At 54.3% G+C, this 25723-nt stretch carries 26 protein-coding genes; 16 read left to right on the top strand and 10 right to left on the bottom strand.

The window, feature by feature from the left end; all coding sequences use genetic code 11:
* The first annotated feature begins 13 nt into the window (after positions 1-13).
* The 5 genes from AC0V6Z_RS08215 to AC0V6Z_RS08195 all read left to right on the top strand — a co-directional run bounded on the left by AC0V6Z_RS08215 (position 14) and on the right by AC0V6Z_RS08195 (position 8789).
* Positions 14-625, top strand: a complete 612-nt coding sequence (locus AC0V6Z_RS08215) for a uracil-DNA glycosylase family protein (RefSeq protein ID WP_486176465.1) — start codon at positions 14-16, stop codon at positions 623-625.
* 331 nt (positions 626-956) lie between these two features.
* Positions 957-3827 (top strand): TonB-dependent receptor domain-containing protein, encoded by a 2871-nt coding sequence (locus AC0V6Z_RS08210; RefSeq protein ID WP_472638044.1) that lies wholly within the window; start codon positions 957-959, stop codon positions 3825-3827.
* A 29-nt stretch (positions 3828-3856) separates the two neighbouring features.
* The gene (locus tag AC0V6Z_RS08205; RefSeq protein ID WP_472638043.1) at positions 3857-4537 is read left to right on the top strand and encodes a response regulator transcription factor; all 681 of its coding nucleotides are present in this window, start codon (positions 3857-3859) and stop codon (positions 4535-4537) included.
* A 47-nt stretch (positions 4538-4584) separates the two neighbouring features.
* Positions 4585-5967 carry a sensor histidine kinase gene (locus AC0V6Z_RS08200; protein WP_472638042.1) on the top strand — a complete coding sequence of 461 codons (1383 nt, stop codon included), beginning with the start codon at positions 4585-4587 and terminating at the stop codon, positions 5965-5967.
* A 50-nt stretch (positions 5968-6017) separates the two neighbouring features.
* Entirely contained in the window at positions 6018-8789 is a 2772-nt protein-coding gene (locus AC0V6Z_RS08195) for a M16 family metallopeptidase (protein ID WP_472638041.1), read from the top strand.
* Positions 8790-8947: 158 nt separating this feature from the next.
* Here the strand turns inward: AC0V6Z_RS08195 and AC0V6Z_RS08190 are convergent, their stop codons facing one another.
* The 5 genes from AC0V6Z_RS08190 to AC0V6Z_RS08170 form a co-directional block, all read right to left on the bottom strand.
* The gene (locus AC0V6Z_RS08190) at positions 8948-10501 is read right to left on the bottom strand and encodes an FAD-binding oxidoreductase (RefSeq protein ID WP_472638040.1); all 1554 of its coding nucleotides are present in this window, start codon (positions 10499-10501) and stop codon (positions 8948-8950) included.
* Positions 10498-11769, bottom strand: a complete 1272-nt coding sequence (locus AC0V6Z_RS08185) for an MFS transporter (protein ID WP_472638039.1) — start codon at positions 11767-11769, stop codon at positions 10498-10500. The genes AC0V6Z_RS08190 and AC0V6Z_RS08185 overlap by 4 nt, the downstream gene beginning before the upstream one ends.
* A 5-nt stretch (positions 11770-11774) precedes the next feature.
* Positions 11775-12620, bottom strand: a complete 846-nt coding sequence (locus AC0V6Z_RS08180; RefSeq protein ID WP_472638038.1) for an alpha/beta fold hydrolase — start codon at positions 12618-12620, stop codon at positions 11775-11777.
* Positions 12621-12657: 37 nt separating this feature from the next.
* Positions 12658-14940, bottom strand: coding sequence for a TonB-dependent receptor (locus AC0V6Z_RS08175; RefSeq protein WP_472638037.1), 2283 nt, complete (start codon positions 14938-14940; stop codon positions 12658-12660).
* A gap of 189 nt (positions 14941-15129) precedes the next feature.
* Positions 15130-16116 (bottom strand): LysR family transcriptional regulator, encoded by a 987-nt coding sequence (locus tag AC0V6Z_RS08170; protein WP_472638036.1) that lies wholly within the window; start codon positions 16114-16116, stop codon positions 15130-15132.
* Positions 16117-16231: 115 nt separating this feature from the next.
* Here AC0V6Z_RS08170 and AC0V6Z_RS08165 point away from each other — a divergent pair, with 115 nt between their 5' ends.
* From AC0V6Z_RS08165 to AC0V6Z_RS08145, 5 genes are all read left to right on the top strand, one after another.
* Positions 16232-16435, top strand: a complete 204-nt coding sequence (locus AC0V6Z_RS08165) for a hypothetical protein (RefSeq protein ID WP_472638035.1) — start codon at positions 16232-16234, stop codon at positions 16433-16435.
* Positions 16428-16697, top strand: coding sequence for a hypothetical protein (locus AC0V6Z_RS08160; protein ID WP_472638034.1), 270 nt, complete (start codon positions 16428-16430; stop codon positions 16695-16697). Before AC0V6Z_RS08165 ends, AC0V6Z_RS08160 begins: the two co-directional genes overlap by 8 nt.
* 251 nt (positions 16698-16948) lie before the next feature.
* On the top strand, positions 16949-17605 hold the full coding sequence (locus AC0V6Z_RS08155; RefSeq protein WP_472638033.1) for a cytochrome P460 family protein: 657 nt from the start codon (positions 16949-16951) through the stop codon (positions 17603-17605).
* 24 nt (positions 17606-17629) lie between these two features.
* Complete coding sequence (locus AC0V6Z_RS08150) at positions 17630-18268, top strand: cytochrome P460 family protein (protein ID WP_472638032.1); 639 nt, start codon at positions 17630-17632, stop codon at positions 18266-18268.
* Positions 18269-18588: 320 nt separating this feature from the next.
* On the top strand, positions 18589-19494 hold the full coding sequence (locus AC0V6Z_RS08145) for a LysR family transcriptional regulator (RefSeq protein WP_472638031.1): 906 nt from the start codon (positions 18589-18591) through the stop codon (positions 19492-19494).
* A 22-nt stretch (positions 19495-19516) separates the two neighbouring features.
* On the opposite strand, the gene AC0V6Z_RS08140 is transcribed toward AC0V6Z_RS08145, so the two are convergent.
* The 4 genes from AC0V6Z_RS08140 to AC0V6Z_RS08125 form a co-directional block, all read right to left on the bottom strand.
* Positions 19517-20446: a hypothetical protein gene (locus tag AC0V6Z_RS08140; protein ID WP_472638030.1), complete on the bottom strand. Its 930-nt coding sequence runs from the start codon at positions 20444-20446 to the stop codon at positions 19517-19519.
* Positions 20447-20448: 2 nt separating this feature from the next.
* On the bottom strand, positions 20449-20841 hold the full coding sequence (locus AC0V6Z_RS08135; RefSeq protein ID WP_472638029.1) for a YybH family protein: 393 nt from the start codon (positions 20839-20841) through the stop codon (positions 20449-20451).
* Between the two features lie 42 nt (positions 20842-20883).
* A complete protein-coding gene (locus AC0V6Z_RS08130) occupies positions 20884-21318 on the bottom strand; it encodes a hypothetical protein (RefSeq protein WP_472638028.1) in 435 nt (144 codons plus the stop codon).
* A 69-nt stretch (positions 21319-21387) separates the two neighbouring features.
* Positions 21388-21774, bottom strand: coding sequence for a YybH family protein (locus tag AC0V6Z_RS08125; RefSeq protein ID WP_472638027.1), 387 nt, complete (start codon positions 21772-21774; stop codon positions 21388-21390).
* Between the two features lie 111 nt (positions 21775-21885).
* On the opposite strand from AC0V6Z_RS08125, the gene AC0V6Z_RS08120 reads away from it, so the two are divergent.
* The 3 genes from AC0V6Z_RS08120 to AC0V6Z_RS08110 are packed head-to-tail and all read left to right on the top strand — an operon-like array spanning position 21886 to position 22782.
* The gene (locus tag AC0V6Z_RS08120) at positions 21886-22122 is read left to right on the top strand and encodes a LysR family transcriptional regulator (protein ID WP_472638026.1); all 237 of its coding nucleotides are present in this window, start codon (positions 21886-21888) and stop codon (positions 22120-22122) included.
* Complete coding sequence (locus AC0V6Z_RS08115; RefSeq protein ID WP_472638025.1) at positions 22109-22534, top strand: LysR substrate-binding domain-containing protein; 426 nt, start codon at positions 22109-22111, stop codon at positions 22532-22534. The genes AC0V6Z_RS08120 and AC0V6Z_RS08115 overlap by 14 nt, the downstream gene beginning before the upstream one ends.
* Positions 22531-22782 carry a LysR substrate-binding domain-containing protein gene (locus AC0V6Z_RS08110; RefSeq protein WP_472638024.1) on the top strand — a complete coding sequence of 84 codons (252 nt, stop codon included), beginning with the start codon at positions 22531-22533 and terminating at the stop codon, positions 22780-22782. Before AC0V6Z_RS08115 ends, AC0V6Z_RS08110 begins: the two co-directional genes overlap by 4 nt.
* Positions 22783-22827: 45 nt before the next feature.
* Here the strand turns inward: AC0V6Z_RS08110 and AC0V6Z_RS08105 are convergent, their stop codons facing one another.
* A complete protein-coding gene (locus AC0V6Z_RS08105) occupies positions 22828-23724 on the bottom strand; it encodes a LysR family transcriptional regulator (RefSeq protein ID WP_472638023.1) in 897 nt (298 codons plus the stop codon).
* 128 nt (positions 23725-23852) lie between these two features.
* Between AC0V6Z_RS08105 and AC0V6Z_RS08100 the strand changes: the two genes are divergently transcribed.
* The 3 genes from AC0V6Z_RS08100 to AC0V6Z_RS08090 all read left to right on the top strand — a co-directional run bounded on the left by AC0V6Z_RS08100 (position 23853) and on the right by AC0V6Z_RS08090 (position 25656).
* Entirely contained in the window at positions 23853-24404 is a 552-nt protein-coding gene (locus AC0V6Z_RS08100; protein ID WP_472638022.1) for a carboxymuconolactone decarboxylase family protein, read from the top strand.
* A gap of 86 nt (positions 24405-24490) precedes the next feature.
* The gene (locus tag AC0V6Z_RS08095) at positions 24491-24970 is read left to right on the top strand and encodes a nuclear transport factor 2 family protein (protein WP_472638021.1); all 480 of its coding nucleotides are present in this window, start codon (positions 24491-24493) and stop codon (positions 24968-24970) included.
* Between the two features lie 38 nt (positions 24971-25008).
* Positions 25009-25656: a glutathione S-transferase family protein gene (locus tag AC0V6Z_RS08090; RefSeq protein ID WP_472638020.1), complete on the top strand. Its 648-nt coding sequence runs from the start codon at positions 25009-25011 to the stop codon at positions 25654-25656.
* The last annotated feature ends 67 nt before the right edge of the window (positions 25657-25723 follow it).

Below are 25723 nucleotides of genomic sequence, written 5' to 3'. Positions count from 1 at the left end.
GACGGACACACGCATGGTAAAGAGCTCTAGCCCCGACATTGCACAAAACCTTGATCCACTGATCAAGGAAATCAGCGCGTGCCAGATCTGCACCGGACTGCCACTGGGGCCAAACCCCATATTCCAGATAGGATCAAAGGCCAAAATCCTAATCGCAGGGCAAGCGCCTGGACGGATCACACACTTCAAAAGCAAACCTTTCGATGACCCTTCGGGCAATCGGCTGCGCGACTGGCTGGGTGTAGATCGCACGGCCTTCTACGATGCAGATTTGTTCGCCATCGTACCAATGGGTTTCTGCTTTCCAGGCACGGGAAAGGGCGGCGATTTGCCTCCACGAAGCGAATGCGAGCAAGCCTGGCGCAAGAAAGTGCTAGACCAACTGACGAACATCGAATTGACGTTGGTCATCGGCAAATATGCGATGGACTGGCACTTAGGAGGCGCGAAGGGAAAAACGCTAACGGACACGGTCAGGGATTGGCGGACTTTTTGGCCACGGGTTATGCCCTTGCCTCACCCCAGCCCCCGTAACACTCGATGGCTCAAGAACAATCCTTGGTTCGAAGCCGACGTCCTGCCCCAGCTCCGCAAAGCAACAGCCCGCATATTGCAAGACACATGACTGCCTTTGGACCAATTCTAAAGGCCATGTTCCCAGCGATGCAATGAACGGTGAAAGCGCTGCTGCTCAGTCTAGGAGCCCAGAGGCAAAATGCGGCAAGATAGACTGAGTACTCATATGCTTGGCATAGTGCCATCAGCGCGCAATATCAGGATCCCCGACCGCACAGGCAGCGGGACACACTCACCATAATACGATACACTGGCAAGAGCATTTGGACGGGCGATTACGCCGCGCAATGTTCGCGCATCATTCGCCCCCATTATAAAATCATCAAAAAAGTTGGTAGGCTTCAAGCCGAGTGAACAATTGAGGATTTGAGGGGGAATATATGACAACTAGGTCTATGGTCTATGTTTCATCGTCGTTGATTTGCATCGCGATGCATGGGGCCGTTTCAGCACAAGAGACGGGTGCCGAACCACAAGGCGAAATTGTGGAAGTTGGCACAAGCACCACGGCGATCGGCGAAGAAAGCACGGATGCCATTGTCGTCACCGGCAGCCGCCTGTCCGCAGGCGCCGCGTCCGAGCCAGTAACTGTCATAACCGCCGAAGAGATAACCGCACGCGGCATCACCAGTATCGACGAATTGCTGCGTCAGGTCTCTAACAATACCCCTGCTATCTCGGCCTCGAACACAGGCGCAATAAACGGCCGAGCACCGCTCAACCGTTCTAGTGTCGTGAGCAATCTTGAAGGCGGCTCAGTCGTCGATCTGCGCGGGCTTGGCGCGGGATCAACACTGGTTCTGCTCAATGGACGACGTCTTGCCGGTGAAGGTGTTGCCAACGCTGACTTTGCCGACATTTCGGCAATCCCTATCGAAACGATTGAGCGTATTGAGATTGTGAGTGCTGGCGCGTCGGCCATCTATGGTGCCGATGCTGTCGCTGGCGTGATCAATATCATTCAGAAAAGCGACTACACCGGCCTTAGTCTTAGTGGTCAGTACGGCTTTAGCGAGTCAGGCGGTGACGAACTGCGTCTGGGCGGAACGCTCGGCGTGAGCTGGGGAAGCGGTAACATTAACCTGTCCGGTAGCTATCTCGAACAAGACACCATCACTGCCAACGGATTTGGCGTTACGACCCGCGATTTTCGCGATCTTGGCGGGACAGACCGCCGCACGCTGACATCCACTCGCGGCGTGTTTCTGGCGACATCAGGCGCACTACCGTTTCTTCCGGCGAGCGATGTTTTTTCTTCGAGCGGGCTGCTTCTACCTGTCGATTCAGGGCCAGTTGGTGCCGACACTGACCCGTCAACATTCGATGTGGTGGCGCGGGACGATCTCAGTGAATTTCTGCCTGTGAACTTGGCCCCCGGGTTTGAGACCTGGGGCGTCAGCTTTCGCGCGAGTCAGGATATTCCGCTAGGGATTATCAACAATATCCAGCTTGATGCTTCTTATTCTCAGCGTGACACCGTGACGGAAGTGGAGGCACCGCGGATCGACGTCGCCGGTTTCATTGCGAGCTTCAACGGCTTTGGCTCGCCATTCCCAAGCGGGTCGCCGTTTCCCTTTCCATTCCGCACCGACGTAGATTTCTCGCTTGACCTTACAGAGGTCGTGAACGCCGGCATTCTTGCGAACGAATTTATCGATACGCAAAGCGAGAATTTCGATATCGGGGGCAGGATTACTGGAGACCTTAGTAAGAATTGGGGATGGGAGGCATCGGCCAGTTTCTCGCGCAATGAAGATCGCGGGATCTTTGATGAACTGGTCCTCGGGGATTTGCTTACGGGCAGGTTCGATTTTGACACATTCACATTCACGCCGCCTGTGAATTTGCAACGTGCCGATTTCCTGGTGAACGATCAGATTGCGCAGACGCTGCAGAATGCTCGCCGGGTTCAATTGAACGATGGCCAAACAGACCTGCTGACCTTTCAGGGTTTTGTTCGCGGCAAGCTCTTTACGGGGCGCGCGTCAGGCGCTTTGGAAGTGGTGGTTGGCGGCGAGTATCGCGAAGAAAGTCTGAATTTCATCCGGACCAGCACGGACACTCTCGGGGTAGAAGTGACTCAACCTGATCTCGATTCAAACCGCGAAACAACGGCGTTCTTTGCAGAATTGAGTTTCCCAATTCATTCCTCGGTCGTGGTCAACGCCGCGCTGCGCTATGAAGATATTCAAAACAACGGAACCTCAGTAACCCGGCAGAGCGCATTGGACCTGTTCCGAGAGAACGGGATCAATCAGTTTACGCCCGTAGGTGAGCTGGCCGAATATAGCGGATCGAGCGATGGATTTAGCCCGCGGCTGGGAATTGCTCTGTACCCGACGGACGATCTGACTATCCGTGCGACAATCGGGCGTTCATTCCGCGCACCAAATGCCACCGAGATTGGTCAGGCAAGCATAGTCGCAAGCCCCTTTGATCCGCAGGTGGACCCAGTATCGGGCGTAGTGCTTGATCCAACATTGGTGCCGCTGGTTTCAGGCGGCAACCCCGACCTGGGTAACGAAACAGCCGAAACACTGAACGTCGGCGGTACGTATCGTTTCGATGCATTGGGCAGCAATTTTCGCGTCGATGTCGACTATTTCGCAATCGATTACAGCAACCGGATTTCATCCTCTGCCCCATTCCTGGGGGCGAGTTTCCCGCAAAGAGACCTGTCAGAACCAGCGATCGTCCGCGATGCAGCCGGAAATCCTGAATTCCTGTTTAGCGGCCCTGTAAACCTGGCAAGCCAATTCACGGCTGGCCTAGATGTGAAATTCAATCATGTTGTATCCTTGGGCGAGCTGCAGATCGACAGCCTGTTCACATACAGCCGCATACTGGACAATGAAGAGCGGCTAACAGAAGGCTCGCCATTCGAGAGCACTCGCGGCGAGGATCAACCATCGACCAGATGGAACTTCCGCTCGCAGCTAACCTACAACAATTGGTCTCTCACTGGCGTCGTCATTCACAATGGTGGGTACAGTGTTGAATCGGTCGGCTTTATCGATGGGGTTCTGACCATGGGTCAAATCCCGGTCGACAGCCTGACTCTGGTCGATCTCAACCTCGCCTACACTTTGCCAAAGTCGCTGGGCCCCATTGGAGGCACTAGAGTGACACTGGCAGTCGATAATGTGTTTGATCAGGATCCACCGTTCTTGAACCTTGCCAACGGTTTTTCCTCTCTCGGGTATGACCTGAGACGACGCACGGTCTTTGTTGGGCTAAGGAAGAGCTTCTAAGAGGCAACACGTTCTGAGGGCTTACCAGCATGCGAATATTGGTGATCGAAGATGACAATGAAATCGCGGAAATGCTGGTCGGACTGCTTGAGGCAAACGGCTACATCGTCGATCATCAAATCAGCATTGAACTAGCAATTGAAGCGATCAAGGGCGCGGATTACGCATGCGTGATTTTGGATCGCGGCCTGCCAGATGGTGATGGGGTTGATCTGATTGAGCAACTGAAGCGAGAATTGCCAAGCGAGGAATTGCCCTCGTTCTTGATACTTTCGGCGCACGGGCAGGCAAGCGACCGAATTCATGGCCTGTCCGCCGGCGCGCTGGACTATTTGGCCAAGCCTTATGAGCCTGATGAATTGCTCTTGCGGCTCAGGATATGCAGCAATTCGAAACAGTCCGCACAGCACAAGGTCATAAACGTCGCGAACGCCCAATATGATCTCAACTCGCGGCAATTATCCGTGGATGGCCAAGCGGTGGCCTTGCCTCGGCGCGAGCTGGCAATCTTCGATCTACTGGTGCGCCGCAAGGGAGAGGTTGTCTCCCATCAAGCAATCGAAAATTCGATTTACAGCTTCGACGATGAGATAGCGTCAAACACCGTGTCCTCGCAAATATCTAGATTGCGCAAGACCCTGGCCAACAGCGGGTCCGGGCTGCATATTCGCGTGATGCGGCACGTTGGCTACATCCTTGTCGAAAAATGATTGGTAAGTTCGCCAGAAGCGCATTCAACAGCCTTTCGTCGAGGATCATGCTGGTCTTCATCGTATCCCAATTGGCGATGCTGGCTATCTTCACTGTATTGCAATGGCAGGCTGATCAGCAGCAGCGGGATATTCCGCTTAATGACGTGTTTGCCTTTCACATGATCTCCGCACTCAACGCCTATGAGCAAGATCCCAGTTCTTTGGAAAGACCGTTAGAGCCTGAAGACATTCCCAAACTGCGAGCCTCAGTCGAAGATATAAAACTTAAGAACCCTCAGTTTCGATATTTTGTCGAGCGTGACGGGCATTCTTCATCTTATGGCGAACCCCCGAAAATTTTACCGAGCTTGCGTGAGCAATTGCGGCAAGACGGGTTGTCGGCGAAAGACGTGCTGTCGCGAACCTGCCCCACTTTGTTTTACGATTCAGACCAGATCTACGCATTTGTGAGACAGTGCAATGGCGTCGAAAGTGCCGGTGAAGTCGCGGGTATTGAGCCGGGATATACACCGATCAACGATGCGCATCTGCTGCGCACGCCGCTTAAGTTTGCTTTCGAACCTATCCTTGTCAGTTATGCCCTGCTCATCATCCTCACGCCGATGTTGATCTTCGCCATAATGCGGCCAATCAAGCGCGCCGCCAACATTGCACGAGACATCTCACCTTCAACTCGCGGTGCAAAACTGCCCGTCAAAGGGATGTTTTCCGAGGTGCACGGGTTTGTTGAGGCGATCAATAAAGCGCTTGCCCGGCTTGATGTCGGCTATGTCCGCGAACAGAAATTCCGCAACGCAATCGCGCACGAAATGAACACGCCGCTCACTGTTTTGCGAGCGCGTCTTGAGAATGTCGAAGACGAAAAACTGCGTACCAAGCTGGTTGGTGATGTCCGCCGGATGAGCGAACTTGTGAGACGCTTACTCGAATTTGCGAGCATCTCGGCAGAGGCGATCAATATCAAGGAAATCGACCTGGTGGCGGAGATCAGCACAACCTGCGATTCATTGCGATCTGCGGCCCGTGCACATGGCCTTACTATTGAATTGGCCCTGCCGCACGATGTGGACACGGTCTTGATACGGGCAAATGCAACTGCACTGTTTCTTGCGATCAACAATATCATCAACAACGCCATCCATCACAGTCAGACCGGGAAACCGATTGACGTAAGGGTGGATAGCAATGGGACGGTTACAATCCGTGATCATGGCATGGGGTTCGATGCGTCGAAGTTCGGATTGAGCGAAGATGGCCAGGACACGGCAGCTGCAGAACGCAAAGGGAGACGCGGATTAGGGCTATCGATTACCATTCAGGTAATCGAACTCATCGGCGGCAGCATCACATGCAAGAGTGAGCCAGGTTTTGGCACAATGTTCACCATCACACTGCCGCTGGCAAAAAAATCTGGGCCGCAATCTTAGCGCATAGTCGCACCCGTAGTGCCATTCCCGAAACAATGGGAAGCCTGATCATGAATAAGTTCTTGTTGCTGGGGTCGTCCGCCCTGCTCGGTTTGCATAGCGTAACCTTGGCCAGCGAAGAAGCGAGCGTGCAAATCATCTCAGAAGAGCGCGCAGCGGAGGAGAGCCTGCCGTTCTCCGAGTACTTTCAATACGAGACCTTCACCCTTGAAAACGGGTTGCGTGTGATCGTCCATGAAGATCGCTCTGCCCCGGCAATTTCGGTCACCAACATTATCAACGTCGGTTCAAAGGATGAACCGGAAGGGAAAAGTGGCTTTGCGCACTTGTTTGAACATTTGCTTTTCAACGGCACAGTCAATGCGCCGGGTGAATATTTCGAGCACCTGAAGAGGCTTGGTGCGACGGGCGCCAATGGGACGACCAACAACGACCGAACAAATTATTTTCAGACCGTTCCGACAGGTTCGCTCGAAGGAATATTGTGGTTGGAAAGTGATCGGATGGCCAACCTCCTCAGCGGACTAAGCGAAGAGGTTCTTAAAAATCAAATCGAAGTGGTGAAAAACGAAAAAGGCCTTTCGGACAACCGGCCATTTGGCAGCTCTCAATACACCCTGCTGGAAATGCTCTATCCCGAAGGGCATCCTTATGCGCATTCGACGATCGGCTCCATCGAAGATCTGGAAAGCGCTACGCTTGACGATGTTCGGCAGTGGTTCCGCGACTATTATGGCGCGCGCAACATGGTACTCGTGCTGTCAGGTGACGTTGATAAGCAAACGGCCGAACCATTGGTGAGAAAATACTTCTCGCGACTACAGCCCGGTCCTGGAATCGATCGTGTCGTAGCCTATCCGGTAAAACGGGAAACGAACACTCTTCAGCATGTAACCGACATTGCCCCACAATCCGAGCTGAAGCGTTATTACATGCTACCGAAGATCACCGATCAAGATACATACACGCCAACAACAGCGGCAAACCTGCTTGGCTTTGACGAAAATTCACTTTTGCATAGGCGCTTGGTGGAAGACATGGAGCTTGCCACTCGCGCATACGGTTCCGTAGATGCACGGGCGCTGGATACCGTTTTCATCATCACCCTTGTTCCAAGGGAAGGCGTATCTCTGGAGCGTTTATCCGCAGCTCTGGACGAAGTCATGGCGGAATACCGGGAGGCCGGTCCAACCGAGGCAGATCGTGAACGTTTGGCCGCGCGGAGGAGAAACAATGTGTTTCGGGCCGCAGAATCGATTGGCCTGATCGGCGGAGCCCTGGGAGAAAATCTGCTGCTGAGGGGGGATCCGAATTTCGGGCTGCGTTCCCGAGTGTGGGCGGCAGAGATGACCAAAGGCGAGTTACACAATGCAGCTCAAGAATGGCTCAACAATGGATATCACGAACAGCGCAAGGAAGCGCTTCGCGAAGCGCCTACCTCTGTAGAAGCTGACACGCTGACAGAAATGCCCCCTGTCCTACCGACAGAGGCAAAACCTTTCCCAGAGCCAGAACGCTTTACACTGAGCAATGGCACCGAAGTTGTATTTGTCCAAAGAACCAATTCTCCAACTGTTGAAATGGCTTTTGTTACCCCAGTTGGACGGTCTCATCACAATATGAGGGATGCACGAACTGCCCGGCATGTAGCCGAAATGATAAGTTCCGGAGGCGCTGGAGGGCTATCGCGTCAAGAAACGGAAGAACGCTCCGCGCTGAATGGCGCCCGTATTTATGCGCTAGTCGAACGCATGCAGACGCGCGTTGGCCTCAGCACAAATGTCGAAGATTTCGAAAAAGCGATCAGCCTGTGGGCGCTTGCGCTGCGCCAACCCAATTTTTCGCAGGCGGATTATGATTTCTTTGCAGAGCGCAACACCGAGGAAAATCTGGTTCAGAGCAGAACACCCGAAGGTGTCGCATTCGATCAAGCTGGAGTTGGTCTGTTCGGGGCAGATCACTACGAAACTCTGCAAGACAAGATCGCGTATTTTGAAAGCGCAAATCCTGACGAACTGCGCGACTATCACGCTAGGTTTTTCAGGCCGGGTAATGCGCGCATTTTCGCGGTCGGCAATGTGACTAAAGCGGCATTAGAAGCAACTCTTGAACAAGAGCTAGGTTCTTGGCGCGGCGCGGTGCCAGAACTCGCGCCGATAAGAGAAGACGTTCCTGGGAACCCTGAGCGACCACGTTTCGTGCTGGTCAACAAAGAAGGCAGCTCGCAAACTCTGGTCTACGCAACACGACTATTCCCGTTGGAATATGATGACAATTATACCGAAGAGCTTGCCAATCAGGTGTTCGGCGGTGGTTTCACCTCGCGGCTGAACCTCAATATCCGAGAGGATAAGGGTTGGACCTACGGAATTAGCTCCGGCATCATCCCGCGTCCTCATATTTCGCAATGGCGAGTAAGCGGAACCATCACTGGCGAACATACGATGGGGGCATTGCGCGAAATTGTGCGTGAAGTGGATGAGTATCTTGGTGAGCGCCCCATCGATGCGGCGGAACTGGCCGAGACCAACGAACCGATTATACGGGGAATCTCAAACAGCATGGGCAACAATGCGTTCCTGCTGGGCAAGTATACAACCAACGAATTGTTCAACAAACCGCATGCGTATTTGAACGAAGAGGTCAATCGGCTTGCGTCAGTCACTGTCGACGAGATTCAAGCCGTTGCGCCAACCATCATGGCGACCGACGACCTCACATGGGTGCTTGTTGGTGATCTTGACAATTTTGAGGACGAATTGCGGGCATCCGGTCTTGGCGATGTCGAGGTCTATGACCTTTCAGGCGATCGAATTCGGTAAGTCCCACGAATTCATCGCACCATGCACCAATACCCCCATGGTGCAACAAAGGAGATGTCGCTCCGCCCAAATGGCGGAGCGGCATTTCCCGTTTCAAGGCCCAGCCAGAGCAAACATCCTCGATAACGTAACGCGGGTATTTGCAAGGCCAGCGAAGTTTACAAACCGAGTGATCCTGGATTCATAAGGCCTCGCGGATCAAGGTGCCGCTTGATGGTGACAAGCAAATCGTCGGCCGCCGGAGCGAGACTGTCACGATAGCGATAAGTCCGCCCGATCTGAAAGTGAGCCGCGTCATGCTCAAAAAAGACGTCGGCAATCGCTTTGCGCATTTTCTGGCAGAGCGCCCAGGCATCTGAGTTTGCTGCTAGCACTGGCAGCTTGCCGAGATGCGCATCCTCAACCGTATCCTCGATCAACGGATTGCGCGCATCGGGCCAATACAGACATGGTTCGACAATCATGCCCGAATTGCCAACATTGGCCACCAAAGTCCCATAATGCATGCCATGCGCGTCCATCTCATCCTGATGACGTGCAAACAAGTCTAGAAACGCCTGGAAACAAGCGTTCGCCTTGCTGTGCGAAACCAGCCCGTGAACCGGTGCCCAGCGTTCTCCATCGGGTCCCAGGATTGAGTTCAGCGGGCCAAAGGGATTGGCGCGGATAATCTTAGGAATGGTGTTCTCAATCTCACGTCCACCATTGGCCGTAACAATCTCGCGAGCAATCGCGACATCGGCATCGGCGGCCGCCTGAATGCGTCCCTCGGCCAGCACATGAAGTGAGAAATTAGCGTCTTTCAGAAAGTCCCGGCCAGCAGCGACAACCTTCACGCCTTCTTTCAGTGCCTTCAGCACACTGACCTGCTTCTTCATCATGCCAACCAACTGTTTGGCATCCCCTGCAAGGCTATCGCGTTTCATCCTGATCGCATTGAGAAACGGATCGAAACCGAAACATTCGGTCGCTATCCCGCGCCGTTCAATCTCGCTTGCTGCGGTCAGCCAGCTGGCGTGATCGTCAAAGGCAAAACTGGCATAGCCATGGGCGTCTGCTTCGCGGATCAGACGCAGTGTGACAGTCGCCTTGATACCCAAAGCGCCCGTGTCACTCAGGAACACCCCAACCAGATCAGGGCCATAGGGACGGGTGAAACCTTTACCCACGGAAAGTAAGGAGCCATCGGCCAGCGCCACTTCCAGCGCCAGACAGCCCTGGACGGCGGTGCCATAACGGCCCGTTCCCCAGAAGATGCCATTCTGGCTCATCCCGCCGCCAATGCTGGCTTTTAGCCCTGACAGGGTGCCCCACATCGGAGTCCGCAGACCCAGCGGTTCCAGTTTTTCACGCAGCTTGGCCCAGGTGCAACCAGCCTCAACCGTCACGGTCATGTCGGTTTCATTGACTTCAATGATCTGGTCCATCCCGGCCAGATCGAACAGCACCGCACCAGGTGTTCCCGCCGTATATCCGCCCGTATAGCTCATGCCGCCACCACGCGGCACAACGGCGTGCCCGGCATCGGTTGCAGCCTTAATCGCCGCGGCAAGTTGATGCTTGTCTACCGGTCTAACAACCGCAGAAAGATCGGCCCCGCGCGAATAGATGTCATGCGCATAGAATTCGAGGTCATCTGCACCGGACAGAACCTCAGCCCCTGTTTGGGTTAGCTGATCGGCGAGAGACTTTTCAAGGAGGGTGGTTGTCATGCAGTAGCTCCACTGGGTTGGGCGGACCCTCCCGTGTCCGCTGCTTTGAGATCGGGATAACGGCCCAGCAGCAACAGCAATGAACCGCCGATAAGAAACAGGACCATCGCAATTTGCAGCATGGAATCATAGCTTCCAGTCTGGTCAACCGCGCGCGCATAAAGCTTTGGCGAGACGCCAGCGCAAAGGCCGAAGAAAAGGTATACGGCACCGAATATCTTGCCGTAATTCTTCATACCAAAATAGCGCGCGACCATAAATGCGATCACATCGCTCTCTGCTCCGGCGGCAAGGCCAAGCAGGAAGGCAGCGATATGAAGCTGGCTGAGCGGCGCATCCTGGCCGATCAGAATATAGGCGGAAATCGCCGGTAAGAGCAGGACGGGAAACGCGACACCGGGCGCCCAGAACCGATCAAATAGTAGGCCGACAACTACGCGCCCGAGGATAATACCCACTCCGATCAGCGTCGCCACGCCGGCAGCATCGACCGTGGTAAACCCGTGTGTACGCACCATCGGCACCATGTGGACGTGAGCGCCGCCATAGGCGATCGATATGAGCACCGTCGATGCGACAAGAATCCAGAAGCGATAATTACGCAGCGCCTCGCCGATTGTGATGCCCAGAAGTTCTCCCCCTTCATCCGCCAGCGCCGGTGGTCGCTCCTCCTGTTTAGGTTCACGGAACCAGGCAATCGCCAGAGGCAGGGCGATAATGGCAGACAGTCCGGCCAGCATCGGGAACAACATGCGCCATCCGAATTCTTCGATAATCGCAGTGCCAAGCCGGGGCAGGATGATCGCAGTAACGCTGGTGCCCAGCAGCATGATCCCAAGCGCCAGCCCCCGATTTTCAACAAACCATTGGCTGATCCCGCGGCTCCAGGTGACCGGTGTAGAGCCGATACCGAACAGGCTGATCAAGACCCAGATTGCATACCACCACCAGACATTTGGCGGCGTAAAATAAAGAAGGGAGAAGGTGACGATGAAGGCAGCCAATGACCAGATCGCCACCTTGCGCGACCCTATGCGATCGGCAAAAGCGCCAAACAACGGCGCAAGAAGCGCGGCAACAACGCCGAAAATGGTGATGCCGTTGGCAACCTGCTCAACGCTCCAACCATATTCTTTCGTAATCGGATCAATGACAAGTCCGATAGAATTGTAGGGTATCGGAGATGCGCCTAACGCCACCCCGACAAGAGCGGCAATCAATGGCTTGGTACCGAGGCGAAACTCACCAGTTTTGGACGCTTGTGTCATCGGCTCTATGCTCGCTTCGAAATATGGAGGTCTGCCAAAAGTCGCGTCAAACCGACGGGATCGGTTATCATGGCATCATGACCGGTTTGGAGCTCGAAATAGCGCCATGTGGGATCGCCCGACACTTGCTGAGCAATATACGGAAACTGGGTCTGTGGCAGAATAGGATCGACGCAATGAATATATGTACGTGGCAATCCGTCAGCCCCGCCTTGCTTAAGTGAAATCGGATCAAGCCATGTCTTTAGCGGGTGCGGTGTCAGCCGCTCACTAACCCACTCGTAGGAAGGATGCGATACTGGAACGCCGAACAGCTCAGGCGGGAATGGGGGTATTGCAATTCCGTCGGTGGCAAGTTGCGCCAAACCGGCCTCGCTCGCAGCGATCACCTCCGCTGGGCGCGGTTCGCCATAGCTGATCATACTCTCGCCATTTTTTGGCACGGCGGCATCAAGATACACCACATGCGCAAGGCTATCGCGCAATTGATCGGCGACGCCGGTTATGACCATACCGCCATATGAGTGGCCGACCAAAACCAGGTCTGTCAGTCCATTGTCAGCGATATATTTCGTGACAGCGGCAATGTGATCATCAAGCCCTAGACCATCTTTAAGTTCGGCAGCGCGATCACCAAGCCCAGGCAGTGTCACGGAATGAACGCGGTATCCCGCCTGCTCAAGCAGCGGCTCCGCCAATTCCCAGCACCAGCCCCCATGCCAGGCACCGTGCACCAAAACCATGTCCTGACCGGCGGTGCCAGCGCTTGCTTCAAGGGTATTCGTACACCCGCTCATCATAAGACCAGCTCCAAGCCCGGCTGTGCCTGCCACAAATGAACGGCGGGCCATAGGCGGCCCGCCGTTGCTTGTTTGTAAGGATCGTCGCTTAGAACGCACGACCACCAAAATTGTAGCGGACGCGAATGGCCCAGCGACCCGGACGGTTGAAGTATTGATCGCCTTGGCCAAATGTAGAGACCAGATAACGCTCGTCTGTGCAATTGCTGCATTCGACCGAGAGTGTGATCGCATTTGAGTTCGACGGTGTGATGTCAATGCCCGCGTTAACAAGCGTGTAGCCATCAACCGGACCCAAGCTTCTGGTCGCAATATCAAGGTCAGATGACACGCGTATGCTTCCGCGCGGCGTGATGGTCACCGGACCCATATCGATATCCCAAGACCCACCAAATGTGACCTGCGATGATGGTGTTCGCCGTGTCCGCGCAATGTTACAATCGATGTCGAAAGACGATAGCTGCGTGTTTGGAGCCGCACAGGCCGCAAACTCTTCATCGCTTGGCAACAGCTCGGCATCTTGCAGGCCAAGTGCAACATAGAAATTCAAGTTATCGGTAGGACTGATGAATGCCTCAGCCTCCAGACCCAAATTCTCTAGCGCGCCAGCATTACCAACCGCAAAGGCTCCGCCTTCTAGGGCTGTGTTCGCTTGGAAATTAGTAGTGCGTTGGAAGAAGCCGGTGACAGCCAATCTCAACGCCGGACCAATGCTCGCCCTCACTCCAGTCTCATAGGACCAAACACGCTCTGCAAGGAATGGCGTAAGGCCTGAAGCATTATCAACCCGCGCATTCCAACCGCCCGACCGGAAGCCGCGTGTGGCCGACGCAAAGACGTTCAAATCATCATTGATGAAGTACTGAAGTGCAAAACGCGGGGTGAAAATGCTTTCCGAAATCGTTGTCGGAATACCCAATGCAATCAGGTTCGCCGTAGTCAGGTCGGTGATGTCACCAACCGGAGCGTTGTCAGACACTGAGAAGTCTTTGCTCTCATCAGTAAAGCGTCCACCGAGCGTAGCGATTAGCTGATCCGTAATTGAGATATCGGCCTGAGCATAGACTGCGATATTTTCTGTATCGTTGGCAATGATCCGGTCACGTGTCGCGCCAAAAATACCGAAATAGGCGGCCACATCACTAGTGTTCTCCTCCCTCAGGTAGAAGAGGCCGACGGTAAGGTTGACTGCATCGTTAAACAGTTGAGCATTGTATTTCAGCTCAGCAGAAAACTGATCAAACTCGCCAAGGTTATCGATGACGAAAATATCATCTTCAGCACCAGGAACAGCGAGAAAATCGAAGTTCGGCAGCGGGAAGTTGGTCAGGAAATCATTCTCAAGCTGGCGATAGCCGACAATCAGACTGATCTGACCATTATCAAGCTCGTAGCTCAAATTGGACGAGAAATTCAGCGAGCGGCTCACACTGCCCGGGTCTGCCTTGGATTGCACACCCGGATAGATCGCGTCGAGACCATTGGGAAGGATCGAGATGGATTCGAGTTCAACCTCACCAAAGTTGCCGGTTGTCAGATTGTTGTCCCCGGCGATGGTGTCGCGGCCCGTAAGGTTCGTGACATCGTCATCAATATAGTCAGCGGTCAGATACCAATTCAGGTCGGGAGTGAGATCAATATCAACAGCCCCGCGAACACCCCAAGCCTGACGATCGTTCAGATTGCGGCCCAATACAGGGTTGGGTAGCCAACCATTGTCATCAACATAAAAGCCGCTGGCCTTTATCCGGACGTTTTCGGACGCGGGCAGATCAACCGTACCGCGGACGATGACCTCGTCGAACCGGCCATAGCTGGCCTCGACAAAGCCGCCAAATTCATCAGCGGGGCGGGCAAGAACGATATTAATCGCACCGCCAGTCGTGTTTTTACCAAACAGCGTTCCCTGCGGCCCACGCAAGACTTCGGTCCGCTCAACATCAAACAGGGCGATGTTGTTGGCGTTTTGGCGGGCGACGAAGATTTCATCAATATATGTGCCAACCGCCGGATCGAATGTTGGGAAGGATTCGTCCTGCCCCTGGCCCCTGATGAAATAGACGTTCGCGCTGCCCAATGTGGTGTTGTTGCTACCCACCAGGTTTGGAATGGAATCGACAAGGTCGATCGTGTTCTTCACTGCCAGAACGTCCAGCGTCCTTTGGTCCAAAGCGGTAACGGCCAATGGGACATCTTGAATGTCTTGTGCGCGCCGCTGCGCGGTCACGATGATAGTTGACTGACTGCCATCAGCACCGCTCGATGCGGCGCTGTCATCCGCCTCTTGCGCGGACACCGTTGCGCCAGAACTCAGTGCGAGTGCCGACGCTGCAAACAGAAAAGCAGTTCTGGCGGTAAGACGATTAGACATAAATGGGCCTCCCAAGCAGCAATTGTGACTATCCCTTCGGCACATTGTTCCCCGGTGTGCGCTCGATGGGCAATTTGTCAATTTGTCCGGACAAATTTGATTGAGAAATAACGCTTGGAGAGTGAGGCGCCAACAAAACGTTCGCCTGTCACCACAACTTCTGGTTGTTATGATGAAGAGGCAACACTCTTAGAATTTGGACGCGGGTGGAGCACAATGTAACCGCTCATCGATCATCTCGCGCCATACCTGGTCAAAGATCGTTATCATCTGCCGTGTCAGCGCCTGCTGATCGGCATTTTTGCGCGTGGCAAGATACGCTTTGCGCGGCAGGGCAAAGGGGTTGTCGCCGATCGTATGGTACAACGCCTGCTCATGCGGCAGAGAGACGAGCTCGGGCGATAACAGCGCAACCCCGTCGGTAGATAACAGCATAGATTTCAATAATATGACCGAATTGAGATCGACGAAATTGGCTGGCGGCTCCAGTTGTTGCTTCAAAAAGGTATCGCAAATGCTCTTCCATTGCTGACTGAGCTGGAGCGAGATCATCCAAGTCTGTGTACGCAAATCTTCGAGCGTATGGCTGTCGCGTTTCGCCAAAGGATGGCCCGCACGCATGACCAGCTGATCACGATCAACAAACAGGGGGTGTCGCTGGATCATCGGATCGGCAACCATATCGGCGGGTGGCGCGCTGGCGACGAATTCAACATCTCCGATCAGCAGCGAAGCATAAAGCTGGCGCGACTCGCCGGTCACGATAGAAACGGTCACATCGGGGTTCGACCGCTTGAATCGCTCGATCAATTCAGGCCCCAGACGCGGTAAAAACGTCCAGCCCAGACCAATTCGGACGAAGCCCTGTCCCGCGCCGCGCAACGCGATCAATTCGGCCGCAGCGAGTTTGCTTTCGGAAATGATGGCGCGCGCGCGTTTCGCCAGAGTGTGGGCGAAGATCGTCGGAGCGACGCCTGTGGGCCGACGTTCAAACAGAACGACACCCAGGCTGTCTTCCAACCTTGCAATGCTCTTCGAAATTGCCTGCTGAGTGACGCCAACATCCGCTGCGGCGACAGAAAATACGCCGGTTTCATATACCGCCATAAAGTGCGTTAACTTCTGAGGGTCGAGCGAAGGACGGATGAACCGTGCGCGGATATCGGGCTTTTTCATATTAGCGACACCAGTCTGAAAACAATCAATCGTTGTGTCAAGAACCCAACGAGTTGTTATTCGATGGCACCCAAGGTTCCTATCGGAAAGGCCAAATGAGAGAGGTAGTCGTCTTATGAGTTCATCACAAAAGCCTATTCTTGACGGTATCATGCCAGGCATGTTGCGCCATGCAGGGGTCTGGAAAGGGATTTATCGGCATGTCGACGCGGTTGGCAATTTGATCGATGAACACGAGACGAAAGTTGAATGCGTCTTTCCAACCTCCGGTCCTTATGCCTACATCCAGCACAACGAATTCACTTGGTCCGATGGCTAAGCAATATCGTGCGACCCTAAACGGCGAACTTCGCGAAGACCGCCTGTGGTGGGAAAATGACCGCTTTTCGGGCTGGGGATGGGAAACTTATGATGGAATCATCCTGCTCAATCTGGATCGCAAAGATGAACCAGGCGCCAACTTCTTCGAGATGATTACCATTGGATCTACCGGAAAAAAGCGAGCGCGAACGTGGCAGTGGTTTAAAGATGGGGAATTGATCCGCCGCACGCTTTGCAATGAAGAATTGGTTCAGGCCTAAAGAGCTGCCGATGCCCAATCTCTAAGGAGAGAGGCGAGCCTGGCGAAGCGGCGCCAGCGCGCCGATCGGCTACATCCTCTATCTTTGCCCTTGCTGCGGTCTGAGCGCTCCGTGTGCCAAACATAGGCATCATACCATCAATCGATGGTTTCATTCGCATTACCAGAACTTATCGAATCAATAAATGTAATCGGCGGCGGAACTTTGCCATAGGCTGTCCTGTGAAGGACTAAAGCAACGGAGGGTGCCCCATGGCCAAAGACCTATTTATCAATCGAACAAAGTGGACATTCATTGCCGCAGGATCACTTGCTCTTGCCGCTTGTACGCAGGGAGCAGATAGAGCTGGTGAGGGTGATCGAGCCACAGCGTCCTCTGAGGCGTCGGGTGAGATAATCCGCGCATCCTTTAATGATGATGGTTCGGTGAACCAGCCGGAAAATTGGCGCGAATGGGTCTTCATCGGGGCACCTCTCACGCCAAATGCTCTCAATGGCGGGGAAGCTCCATTCCCGGAATTCCACAATGTTTATATTGAGCCCACCGCATTCGCCGCATATTCGGCCACGGGAGAGTTCCCCGAAGGAACTCAGATCGCCAAAGAACTTACAAGCGTTCGCAGCAACAACAATGCGGAAAACGGATCCACTCAGGAAGTCAGCGGAGTTGGTTACTTCGAAGGTGAGTTTCAGGGTCTGGAACTGACTGTGAAGGATACTGAGCGTTTTAAGGACGAGCCTGGCGGATGGGCCTATTTCAGCTTTGGTCACTCAGCCCCCCGTATGAGCAAACGGCTTCCGCCATGCCAACAGCATCTTGTAATGCTTGCCATGCGGCGTCTGCTGCTGACGATTTCGTTTTCACGCAGTTTTATCCAGTTTTGCGAGCTGCCAAACCCAACTAAGTGAACAAAAAGCGGAGGGAGGCACTCCATGAGAAAAGCAAAATTAGGCGCCGTGGCTGCCTTAGCATTGGCCCTCGGTTCGTGCGGCTCGGAATCCTCTCCTGAGGGTTCCGAGCTAGCAAATGGAGAGGTGGCTTGGCCGTCAGATATTGTATCTGACAGTGGAGACATTTCTTTTCCGGAAGACTTCTTGGAATGGCAAACTCTGGGAGCTTGGTCGACAGCTGACGGGGCCGGGACCACCAATGGCATGCACCAAGTGTATGTTTCGCCAGGCACGATTGACGCCTATCGAAGCACGGGCAAGTTCCCTGATGGCGCTGTCCTCGTCAAGGAAGTGAGGAGCGCGGCGACCGCACAATTGTCTACAGGTGCGGCCAGTTATGCCACAGACAAGGGCGTCTGGTTTGTTATGGTCAAGGACGCTCAGCAGCGTTTTGGCGACAACCCGCTCTGGGGAGATGGCTGGGGTTGGGCGTTATTCGAGGCCAAAGAACCCACGAAACAAGTGGCCACGGATTACAAACGAGACTGTCTGGCTTGCCATGTTCCGGCAGAAGACACCGATTGGATCTACGTGGAAGCATATCCGGTCTTATGGGAAGATGGAAACCCACCCGTCCCCAAATGGCTCGGCGAAGTTGAGGCTTCACTAGACGATTCCTAAAAGCGGCAATGCAATGGCGGCTGGCGATGAGAGGCCAGCTACCATTGCTTGTTCGCACGAATTGCTATCCGGTTGAAAATGTGAAGATCAATATCGGCCTAAGTCGGGCTGGCATGTTGCGGTGCAAGGTTGCAAATATTGCAAGCCACACCTAGACACCTGAGATGAAAATCGACTGTGTTCAACCTGAAGACCATATCTCGCGTCCTCCATCAGAACTCTGCCCTAGGGCAGTTTTTTGAAGAATGATGGCATCGGTTGCGATGCGTGATCGATGCTCTTTTACGACGGCGATAAAATCATAGCTTAGGAGGGATCACGTGGAGCTAAGTCAGATAAAATACTTTCTGTCGGTAGCTGAGACGCTGAACTTTACGCAGGCATCACAGCAGCACAATATTTCGCAACCCGCCTTGACCAAATCCATCCAGAAACTGGAGGATGAATTTCGCGGTCTGCTGATTATTCGCGATGGCAAGAACACGCGACTGACAGAACTGGGTCAGAAAATTCGCCAGGAGTTCTCAAGCATTGCGGAGAGCGAAGCGCGTGCAAAAATGCTTGCGGAAGAGCATTTGCAATCTGGCCATTGCATGTTGAACATCGGCATCGCTAACTCTCTGGGGCCAGCGAAGTTTGCAGATTTTTTCTCGCAATTCATGAACGAGAATTCCAACACACGCATCGTTCTGCACCAAATCGACCAATCCACTTCTGAAGAGGCGATACTGTCGGGTTTCCTCGATGCCTGCATTTGTACACAGCGGCCGTCTGAAAATCATAAGATAAAAACCACCCCTCTTTTCGAAGAGCGAATTCTAATGGCCTTTGGAGACAAACCTGAACTTGCAGACAAGTCTCAGATCAGTTTGGAAGAATTCTCCAAGGAAAGCTATTTTGATCGTTTGAACTGCGAATTCCGATCAGATTTTCTGGCGATGGTGACTGAAAAAAGATTGGACATACGCCCAAAGGTGCAATCTGATCGTGAAGACTGGATCCAGCAACTGGTGGCCGCAGGCAAGGGCGTTTGCACCCTGGGTGAATTTTCAACGGTTGTGGCGGGCATCAATATGCGCCCCATTGAAGGCATCGACCTTAAACGCATGGTCTCTATGTCATTCATATTCGGATCTGGCGCTGCAAAGTCGATTGTAGGTCTGGAACAGCTGGCGCGTGGCTATGACTGGAAGGCAGCCGCTATATCCGCAGCGAAGATCGCCTAAAATACAGTCGACGCCGAGACCCTCAAAGCGCCGGATTGACCGGTGATGGTTTAAGCAGCTGCCACCTCAAGCCGATGCCAGCGTCTGTGGCGCGGACGTCTAACACATCGAAAGCGATCAATCGCTTTGCGCCGGGATATACTGCAATCGCGGCCTCATCTTCGATAATCTTCGCTGCCGCATTGATGTGGAGCAGATAGCCCGTTTCAAAATCGACGAAGAGCACAGCGGCAGCGGAGTTCGAGACCAGATTGCCAATCGTGTTGAACAGATTGTTGCCCCTATAATCAGGGACAACAAATCGGCCGTTCCCCTCGACGTGGATAAAGCCCGGGTTGCCGCCGCGGTGCGACATATCACTGCCCTCATATGGCTGGCCGCTGCCATCAAGGTGATGGCTGGCAATGAAGAACGTATCGGACCTCTTTATCAGATCGACGTCTTGCACCGACAGCTCATCTCGCTCTGCCACAATCGGACTTACTGGCGTGCCGACACGATCGATAATCGCGCGTGTGCTGATATATTTGGGGCAATTGCCGTAGCTCTGGCTGACCGCAATATCGAAACCATTCGGGTCGATGCGAGCAATCCGGCCATGCATCCGGTTACGGCGCCTATTGCTAAGCTCAATGCCCAGAACGCTAACCGGGGCACCCACTTTCAGCTCAGCAAATGCGGGATCTTCGCCGTCAATCGTATTGCGAATACTCAAGATTTTGGGATCAGGTGACGACGCAAAGCCAACGGAGCCGGTCAGCATTGAAGCATATGGTTTCCCATCTGCGCCGACCGTGCCGACCAAGATGTATTCAAGACCAGCATAAAATTCGCGATGCTGATTAGGCATCTCATCGTGCATCAGCCTTTCCGTGAGCATGTCGATCTGGTCGCGCATCCCCATCTTGTTTTGGAGGCGCATCTCATGCTCATGGAAATTCTGATCAGCCATGGCTACGCATCCTCAAGATTGGGCGGGCCGTTGGGGCAATCAATTAGATAGCCCCAGCCACCATTGTCCAGTTTCTTGGCAACTTCAGTCGATTGGCCTTCCGCCATGACCGACCCGTCGGGCGCGATAACCCGCCAGTTCGCGCGGAGCATGGCCGTGTCGCCAGTGATGATTTCGCTGAAGACCTTGCTTTCGATCCTGGGGCGCACTTCCAAGAAGCCTTCAAAGGCCTTTCTGGCGCCCTCCAGGCCTACACTTGGCGGGGCGTCAGGTGGAAAGAACACCAGACAATCGGGGTGGAACATCGAAACGATCCCATCCAGGTCGCCTTCTTGCAGATAAGCGCTGACGCAGTCGGCAATTTCGCGCGGTTGATGGGCTATGTGCTTTGTCATTTGGGAACCTCGATCAGTTTGAGTTGGGCAATATGAATGGCATTAAAAGTCGAACGAACCTGCGCTACGCACAGCCTCAGGCAACCATGTTTCCTGTAGGTGCAGCCAAGTCACCGGCTTGGTCATCTCCATCAGAACTGTGGTGAACCGCGCGTTGTTGGCCAAGGCGGACCGCGTCGCTCCTGTTTGCCATTCTGTGTAGGTGGCAAGAACATGGTCGCCATGCTCATAGCGAATATCGACATCGCGAATTGCGATGCGAAAATCAGGGTTTGATCCGTAACTGTTGTCAAAGCCCGCTTGCAGGATGGCCCGGTTCATTACCTGGCCTTCTGGCGGGATGAACTGGATATCCTGATGCAAGCGCGACAGAAAACGTGGATCAAGCTGATCGCGATCGGCAGTGCCGTTAAACCATGCGGCGAAGAAATCGTGCAGACCCACAATTTCGTTGGTGACGGTTTCCAAGGTTGTCATGATTCACGCCCCGGTACTCAGCTCAAAGTGGGAGACAGGCCGCGCCGGTATGACGCGGCCTGCAAGGGATCAGGCTGGGCCGTTATTGTCGATGTCGAGGATCATCTTCCAGGCGCCCGTGTCGTCACGTTGGTAGACCAGAACCAGGCGGCCTTCAGGGTTACGGACTTCTCCGGTGTCGCGCATTTTCATCGTACCGTAAAAACGACCCGAAACGACGGCAACATCACCAAAGAACTGCAAGTCTTCAATGTCATATCCCGAGGTGATTTCGGCGGCTGCGATGCGGGGGTTATACTTATCGCGGATACCTTGCGTGCCGATTGTGACGGGCTGACGCTCATTCACAGTCATCGTGTCCGGATGACAGGTTGCGACCATCGCTTCGATGTCACCAGCATCCAGGCCATTGTTCCAAGCGTTAACGACAGCTTCGATTTCTTCACGTTCAGTCATAATCATTCTCCTGTGTTTCAGTTTCAGTTTCGGCTTGCAAAGACAGATAGGCTCGCTAGATTGATCTGATAATCCGTATTTTAACAAACACACTGTAAGGAATATCAAACAATGGAACGCCAACAATTGAGCGACCTGACAATCTTCGCCGAGGTTGCACGTTCAAACGGATTCCGGGCCGCTGCGTCCCGCCTGAACCTTCAGGCGGGTTCGATCAGCGAAGCCGTGCAGCGTTTCGAAGACCGCCTGGGTGTGAGGTTGTTTGAAAGATCCACTCGCTCGGTCGCGCTCACGACTGCTGGCGAAAGGCTCTATTCGCGCAGCCTGCTCGGCTTTGTCCGACCTTGAGGTCGCCATTCAGGAACTGGATGATGACAAGGATGCGATTGCTGGCACATTGAAACTCAGCGCGCCATACAGCGCCGGACCATTCTTCCTTGATCGACTTCTCGCTCAGTTCGCCAAGGAATTCCCGGACGTTCAAGTCGAGCTTATTTATGAGGACGCCAAGGTCGATTTGGTGACAAGCGGTATCGACGCAGCAATCCGGTCCAACACGCTTCTTGAACAGGATACACACGCCGTACCTCTCGGACCAAAACTCAAGATGGCCGTGATCGCATCGCCCGGCTATCTCGCAGAGAAAGGCACGCCTGATCGCCCTGACGATCTGCTCGATCACGATGGGATATTCTTTGCCTTTGGCAATTCGGGGAATGTTGCACCCTGGACCTTTCAAGAGGAGGGGGATCGCGCGTGATCAATCCCAAGCGCCGGATGACTATCAACAATCTGCGATCCATGGTCGAATTCGCGGCCAGCGGCCTCGGCCTTGCCTATGTCTATCATGAGGCCGCCAGAGATGCGCTGGAGCATGGCACGTTGGTGAGCCTGTTCGAAGATATGGTGCCTGAGTTGCCGCATTATTCGCTCAACTACCGCACGAAGCGACACATGCCTTCCAGATTACGAGCCTTTATAGATTTCGCGAAAGGAACACCCGTCTAGCTTTCGCGCAACTGGCGCAATTTTGGTGTGCGATCCGGCTCTCGCTCAGTTCAGCACCGCAACCGAACGCAGCCGCCGGGATGCTAGGTCGATGAAAGTTCGAACCTTTGCAGCCGCCCTGCGGCCTTCGACATGCACCAGATTGATGGGCAAGGGTTCCGGTTCGAAGTCTTCAAGAACGGTTTGCATCGCTCCATTCTCAAGGTCGGGTCCGATTTGATACGATAGGCATCGCGTGAGGCCCCAACCTTTCCGCGCCACCTCAATGCCCGATGCCACGCTGCTCACTACAAGGCGAGAATTGATCCGAACGGATTGCTCCATCGCAAATCCGAACTTCCATTCAAGAGACGGGCTGACTGGACTGATTGCCACGGTGCGGTGCATCTTTAGATCCTCAGGAGATCGAGGAATGCCGTTTTCCGCGAAATAGCCGGGTGCCCCGCACACAACCCGGCGCACACGGCCCACGCGTACTGCAGACAGATCGGACGAGGGCAGATGCCCAATCCGAACGGCGATATCGAATCCTTCCTCCACCAGATTTACGATACGATCGACCATCACCACATCGACGGAGACATCAGGATAAAGATCGAGAAATTCGGTGAGCACAGGCATCACATAGATGCGGCCGAATTCATGCGAACAGGTTAGCCGCAACTGCCCAACCGGATTGGTTGCCGCGCCCGCAGCAGCATCATTTGCCGCCTGCAAGTGCTCCAATATCTGCCGTGCATCCTCCAGATAGGCCTGACCAACATCGGTAAGCCGCACGCGCCGCGTGGTGCGCGTGAATAACCGTGCGCCCAGGCGTTCTTCGAGCGAGTTTATCCCGCGCGTCACCGAGGGTGGGCTGAGGCCTGTCTTGCGCGCGCCACCAGCAAAGCTCTGCGCCTCGGCCACCGCTACAAACACTTCGAGAGCCTGAATCCTGTCCATATGGCAATCCTATTATAGCAGGAATATGAAATAATCCATTTCCAAAATAGGCCATTCTTCTCTCAGCCGGATGAACTTATTTCCATCGGCATCGGCAGATCATCTGCTCAATTGAATGGAGAATATACATGTCACGCATCCCCACCCCCGCTACGATCGCAGACTCCCCAGAGGCTGCTCGCCCACTTCTTGAAGCGGTTGAGGTCTCTCTCGGTTCCGTGCCGAACCTTTTCCGCCTGGTTGCCAACAGCCCCATCACGCTTGAGGGCATGCTCGGTATGAATGGCGCGCTTTCCAAGGGCTCGCTTAACGCGGCGACCCGTGAACGCATCGCGCTGGCCATCGCCAACTATAATGGCTGCAGCTATTGCAACAGTGCGCACACCTATCTCGCCAAGAACGTCGCCAAGCTCGATGAAGCTGAGATCGCGTCCAATCGCTCAGGCCGATCTACGGACGCCAAAGCCGATGCTGCTGTGCAGTTCGCGCTCAAGATTGCGGAAGAGCGCGGCCGTGTGACCGAAGGCGATATTGCCACAGTCCGGCTCGCCGGCTTTTCCGATGCCGAGATCGTCGAGATCGTTGGTCACGTTGGATACAATATTCTGACCAATTACCTCAACGAAGTGTTCGATACGGAGATCGATTTCCCTGTTGTCGAGGCGGCCCGCGCGGCCTGACCCCGTTGGGAGGTTCGCGGTATTCCCATCCCTCACCCTCCACCGCGGACCTCCCTCCCCCTTTCGCCCAATGCAGGAGTGAAACCATGGAACAGAATGAAGCACCTCGCCCGCCGCTGCCACCGTTTACGCGTGAGACCGCAATCGAGAAGATCCGGCTTGCTGAAGATGGCTGGAACTCACGCGATCCGGCCAAGGTTGCCCTTGCCTACACATCCGACAGCAAATGGCGCAATCGCGCCGAGTTTCCGCAAGGTCGCAAGGAAATCCAGGAGTTCCTGACCAGAAAATGGGCCAAGGAGCTCGACTATCGTCTGATCAAGGAACTCTGGGCGTTCGATACGGACCGCATCGCTGTCCGCTATGCCTACGAATATCGCGACGATAGCGGCAACTGGTTCCGCGCTTACGGCAACGAGAACTGGGAGTTTGATGCAGACGGATACATGGCCGTGCGCCACGCCAGCATCAACGAACATCCGATTGCCGAAGAAGATCGCAAGTTTCGCTGGCCACTTGGCCGTCGACCCGACGACCATCCGGGCCTGTCCGATCTTGGCCTTTAACCAGTCAACTAATCAACATTTTGAAAAAGGAATTACCTATGAACACCAACTTCCCTGCCAACGCAGCCCCAATCAAGCTTCACCGCGTGGCCAAATCTGGCCACAGCCACCGGGCCGAACTGATGCTTGCCCTTCTCGACCTGCCATACGAAACGGTTGAAGTGGACATGGCGAATGGCGCTCACAAAGCACCTGAATTTCTTGCCATCAGCCCATTCGGGCAAGTTCCAGCAATCGACGATAACGGCACAATGTTGTCGGATTCCAACGGGATCATTGCCTATCTGGCAGACCGCTATGGCGACACCGCTGAATGGGCCGGGCGCGATCCGGTCGAGACGGCCCAGATCCAGCGCTGGCTCTCCGTCGCAGCAGGTGAGATTTTCGCTGGCCCATGTTGTGCCCGTCTCGTCACCGTTTTTGGAGCGCCATTCGATCATGAGGCCTGCATTGCAAAGTCCCATGCCCTGTTTGAGGTCATGGAAAAGCATCTTGAAGGCAAAAGCTTCCTCGTCGCCGAACGCCTGACGCTCGCTGATGTCGCTGGTTACAGCTATATCGCGCATGCACCCGAAGGTGGTGTCAGCTTGGATGCCTACCCCAACATCCGCACCTGGCTTGGCAGGATTGAAGCCCAGGATCGCTTCGTCGGAATGGCAACGTCGCCCATTCCTGTGGCGGCTTAAGCCAATCAGGGCTAATTTCCTCGCGAGCGCAGCTGATCGCACGGTCAGCCGCGCCCAACATCGCCGA

Source organism: Erythrobacter sp. SN6-5 (assembly GCF_057364945.1).
This window is presented reverse-complemented; position numbering and strand designations above follow the sequence as displayed.

What these genes read in the sequence shown, in the direction of transcription:
- AC0V6Z_RS08215 (WP_486176465.1), top strand. Translation starts at nt 14, where the DNA reads ATGGTAAAGAGCTCTAGCCCCGACATTGCACAAAACCTTGATCCACTG.
- AC0V6Z_RS08210 (WP_472638044.1), top strand. Translation starts at nt 957, where the DNA reads ATGACAACTAGGTCTATGGTCTATGTTTCATCGTCGTTGATTTGCATC.
- AC0V6Z_RS08205 (WP_472638043.1), top strand. Translation starts at nt 3,857, where the DNA reads ATGCGAATATTGGTGATCGAAGATGACAATGAAATCGCGGAAATGCTG.
- AC0V6Z_RS08200 (WP_472638042.1), top strand. Translation starts at nt 4,585, where the DNA reads ATGCTGGTCTTCATCGTATCCCAATTGGCGATGCTGGCTATCTTCACT.
- AC0V6Z_RS08195 (WP_472638041.1), top strand. Translation starts at nt 6,018, where the DNA reads ATGAATAAGTTCTTGTTGCTGGGGTCGTCCGCCCTGCTCGGTTTGCAT.
- AC0V6Z_RS08190 (WP_472638040.1), bottom strand. Translation starts at nt 10,501, where the DNA reads ATGACAACCACCCTCCTTGAAAAGTCTCTCGCCGATCAGCTAACCCAA.
- AC0V6Z_RS08185 (WP_472638039.1), bottom strand. Translation starts at nt 11,769, where the DNA reads ATGACACAAGCGTCCAAAACTGGTGAGTTTCGCCTCGGTACCAAGCCA.
- AC0V6Z_RS08180 (WP_472638038.1), bottom strand. Translation starts at nt 12,620, where the DNA reads ATGGCCCGCCGTTCATTTGTGGCAGGCACAGCCGGGCTTGGAGCTGGT.
- AC0V6Z_RS08175 (WP_472638037.1), bottom strand. Translation starts at nt 14,940, where the DNA reads ATGTCTAATCGTCTTACCGCCAGAACTGCTTTTCTGTTTGCAGCGTCG.
- AC0V6Z_RS08170 (WP_472638036.1), bottom strand. Translation starts at nt 16,116, where the DNA reads ATGAAAAAGCCCGATATCCGCGCACGGTTCATCCGTCCTTCGCTCGAC.
- AC0V6Z_RS08165 (WP_472638035.1), top strand. Translation starts at nt 16,232, where the DNA reads ATGAGTTCATCACAAAAGCCTATTCTTGACGGTATCATGCCAGGCATG.
- AC0V6Z_RS08160 (WP_472638034.1), top strand. Translation starts at nt 16,428, where the DNA reads ATGGCTAAGCAATATCGTGCGACCCTAAACGGCGAACTTCGCGAAGAC.
- AC0V6Z_RS08155 (WP_472638033.1), top strand. Translation starts at nt 16,949, where the DNA reads ATGGCCAAAGACCTATTTATCAATCGAACAAAGTGGACATTCATTGCC.
- AC0V6Z_RS08150 (WP_472638032.1), top strand. Translation starts at nt 17,630, where the DNA reads ATGAGAAAAGCAAAATTAGGCGCCGTGGCTGCCTTAGCATTGGCCCTC.
- AC0V6Z_RS08140 (WP_472638030.1), bottom strand. Translation starts at nt 20,446, where the DNA reads ATGGCTGATCAGAATTTCCATGAGCATGAGATGCGCCTCCAAAACAAG.
- AC0V6Z_RS08135 (WP_472638029.1), bottom strand. Translation starts at nt 20,841, where the DNA reads ATGACAAAGCACATAGCCCATCAACCGCGCGAAATTGCCGACTGCGTC.
- AC0V6Z_RS08130 (WP_472638028.1), bottom strand. Translation starts at nt 21,318, where the DNA reads ATGACAACCTTGGAAACCGTCACCAACGAAATTGTGGGTCTGCACGAT.
- AC0V6Z_RS08125 (WP_472638027.1), bottom strand. Translation starts at nt 21,774, where the DNA reads ATGACTGAACGTGAAGAAATCGAAGCTGTCGTTAACGCTTGGAACAAT.
- AC0V6Z_RS08120 (WP_472638026.1), top strand. Translation starts at nt 21,886, where the DNA reads ATGGAACGCCAACAATTGAGCGACCTGACAATCTTCGCCGAGGTTGCA.
- AC0V6Z_RS08105 (WP_472638023.1), bottom strand. Translation starts at nt 23,724, where the DNA reads ATGGACAGGATTCAGGCTCTCGAAGTGTTTGTAGCGGTGGCCGAGGCG.
- AC0V6Z_RS08100 (WP_472638022.1), top strand. Translation starts at nt 23,853, where the DNA reads ATGTCACGCATCCCCACCCCCGCTACGATCGCAGACTCCCCAGAGGCT.
- AC0V6Z_RS08095 (WP_472638021.1), top strand. Translation starts at nt 24,491, where the DNA reads ATGGAACAGAATGAAGCACCTCGCCCGCCGCTGCCACCGTTTACGCGT.
- AC0V6Z_RS08090 (WP_472638020.1), top strand. Translation starts at nt 25,009, where the DNA reads ATGAACACCAACTTCCCTGCCAACGCAGCCCCAATCAAGCTTCACCGC.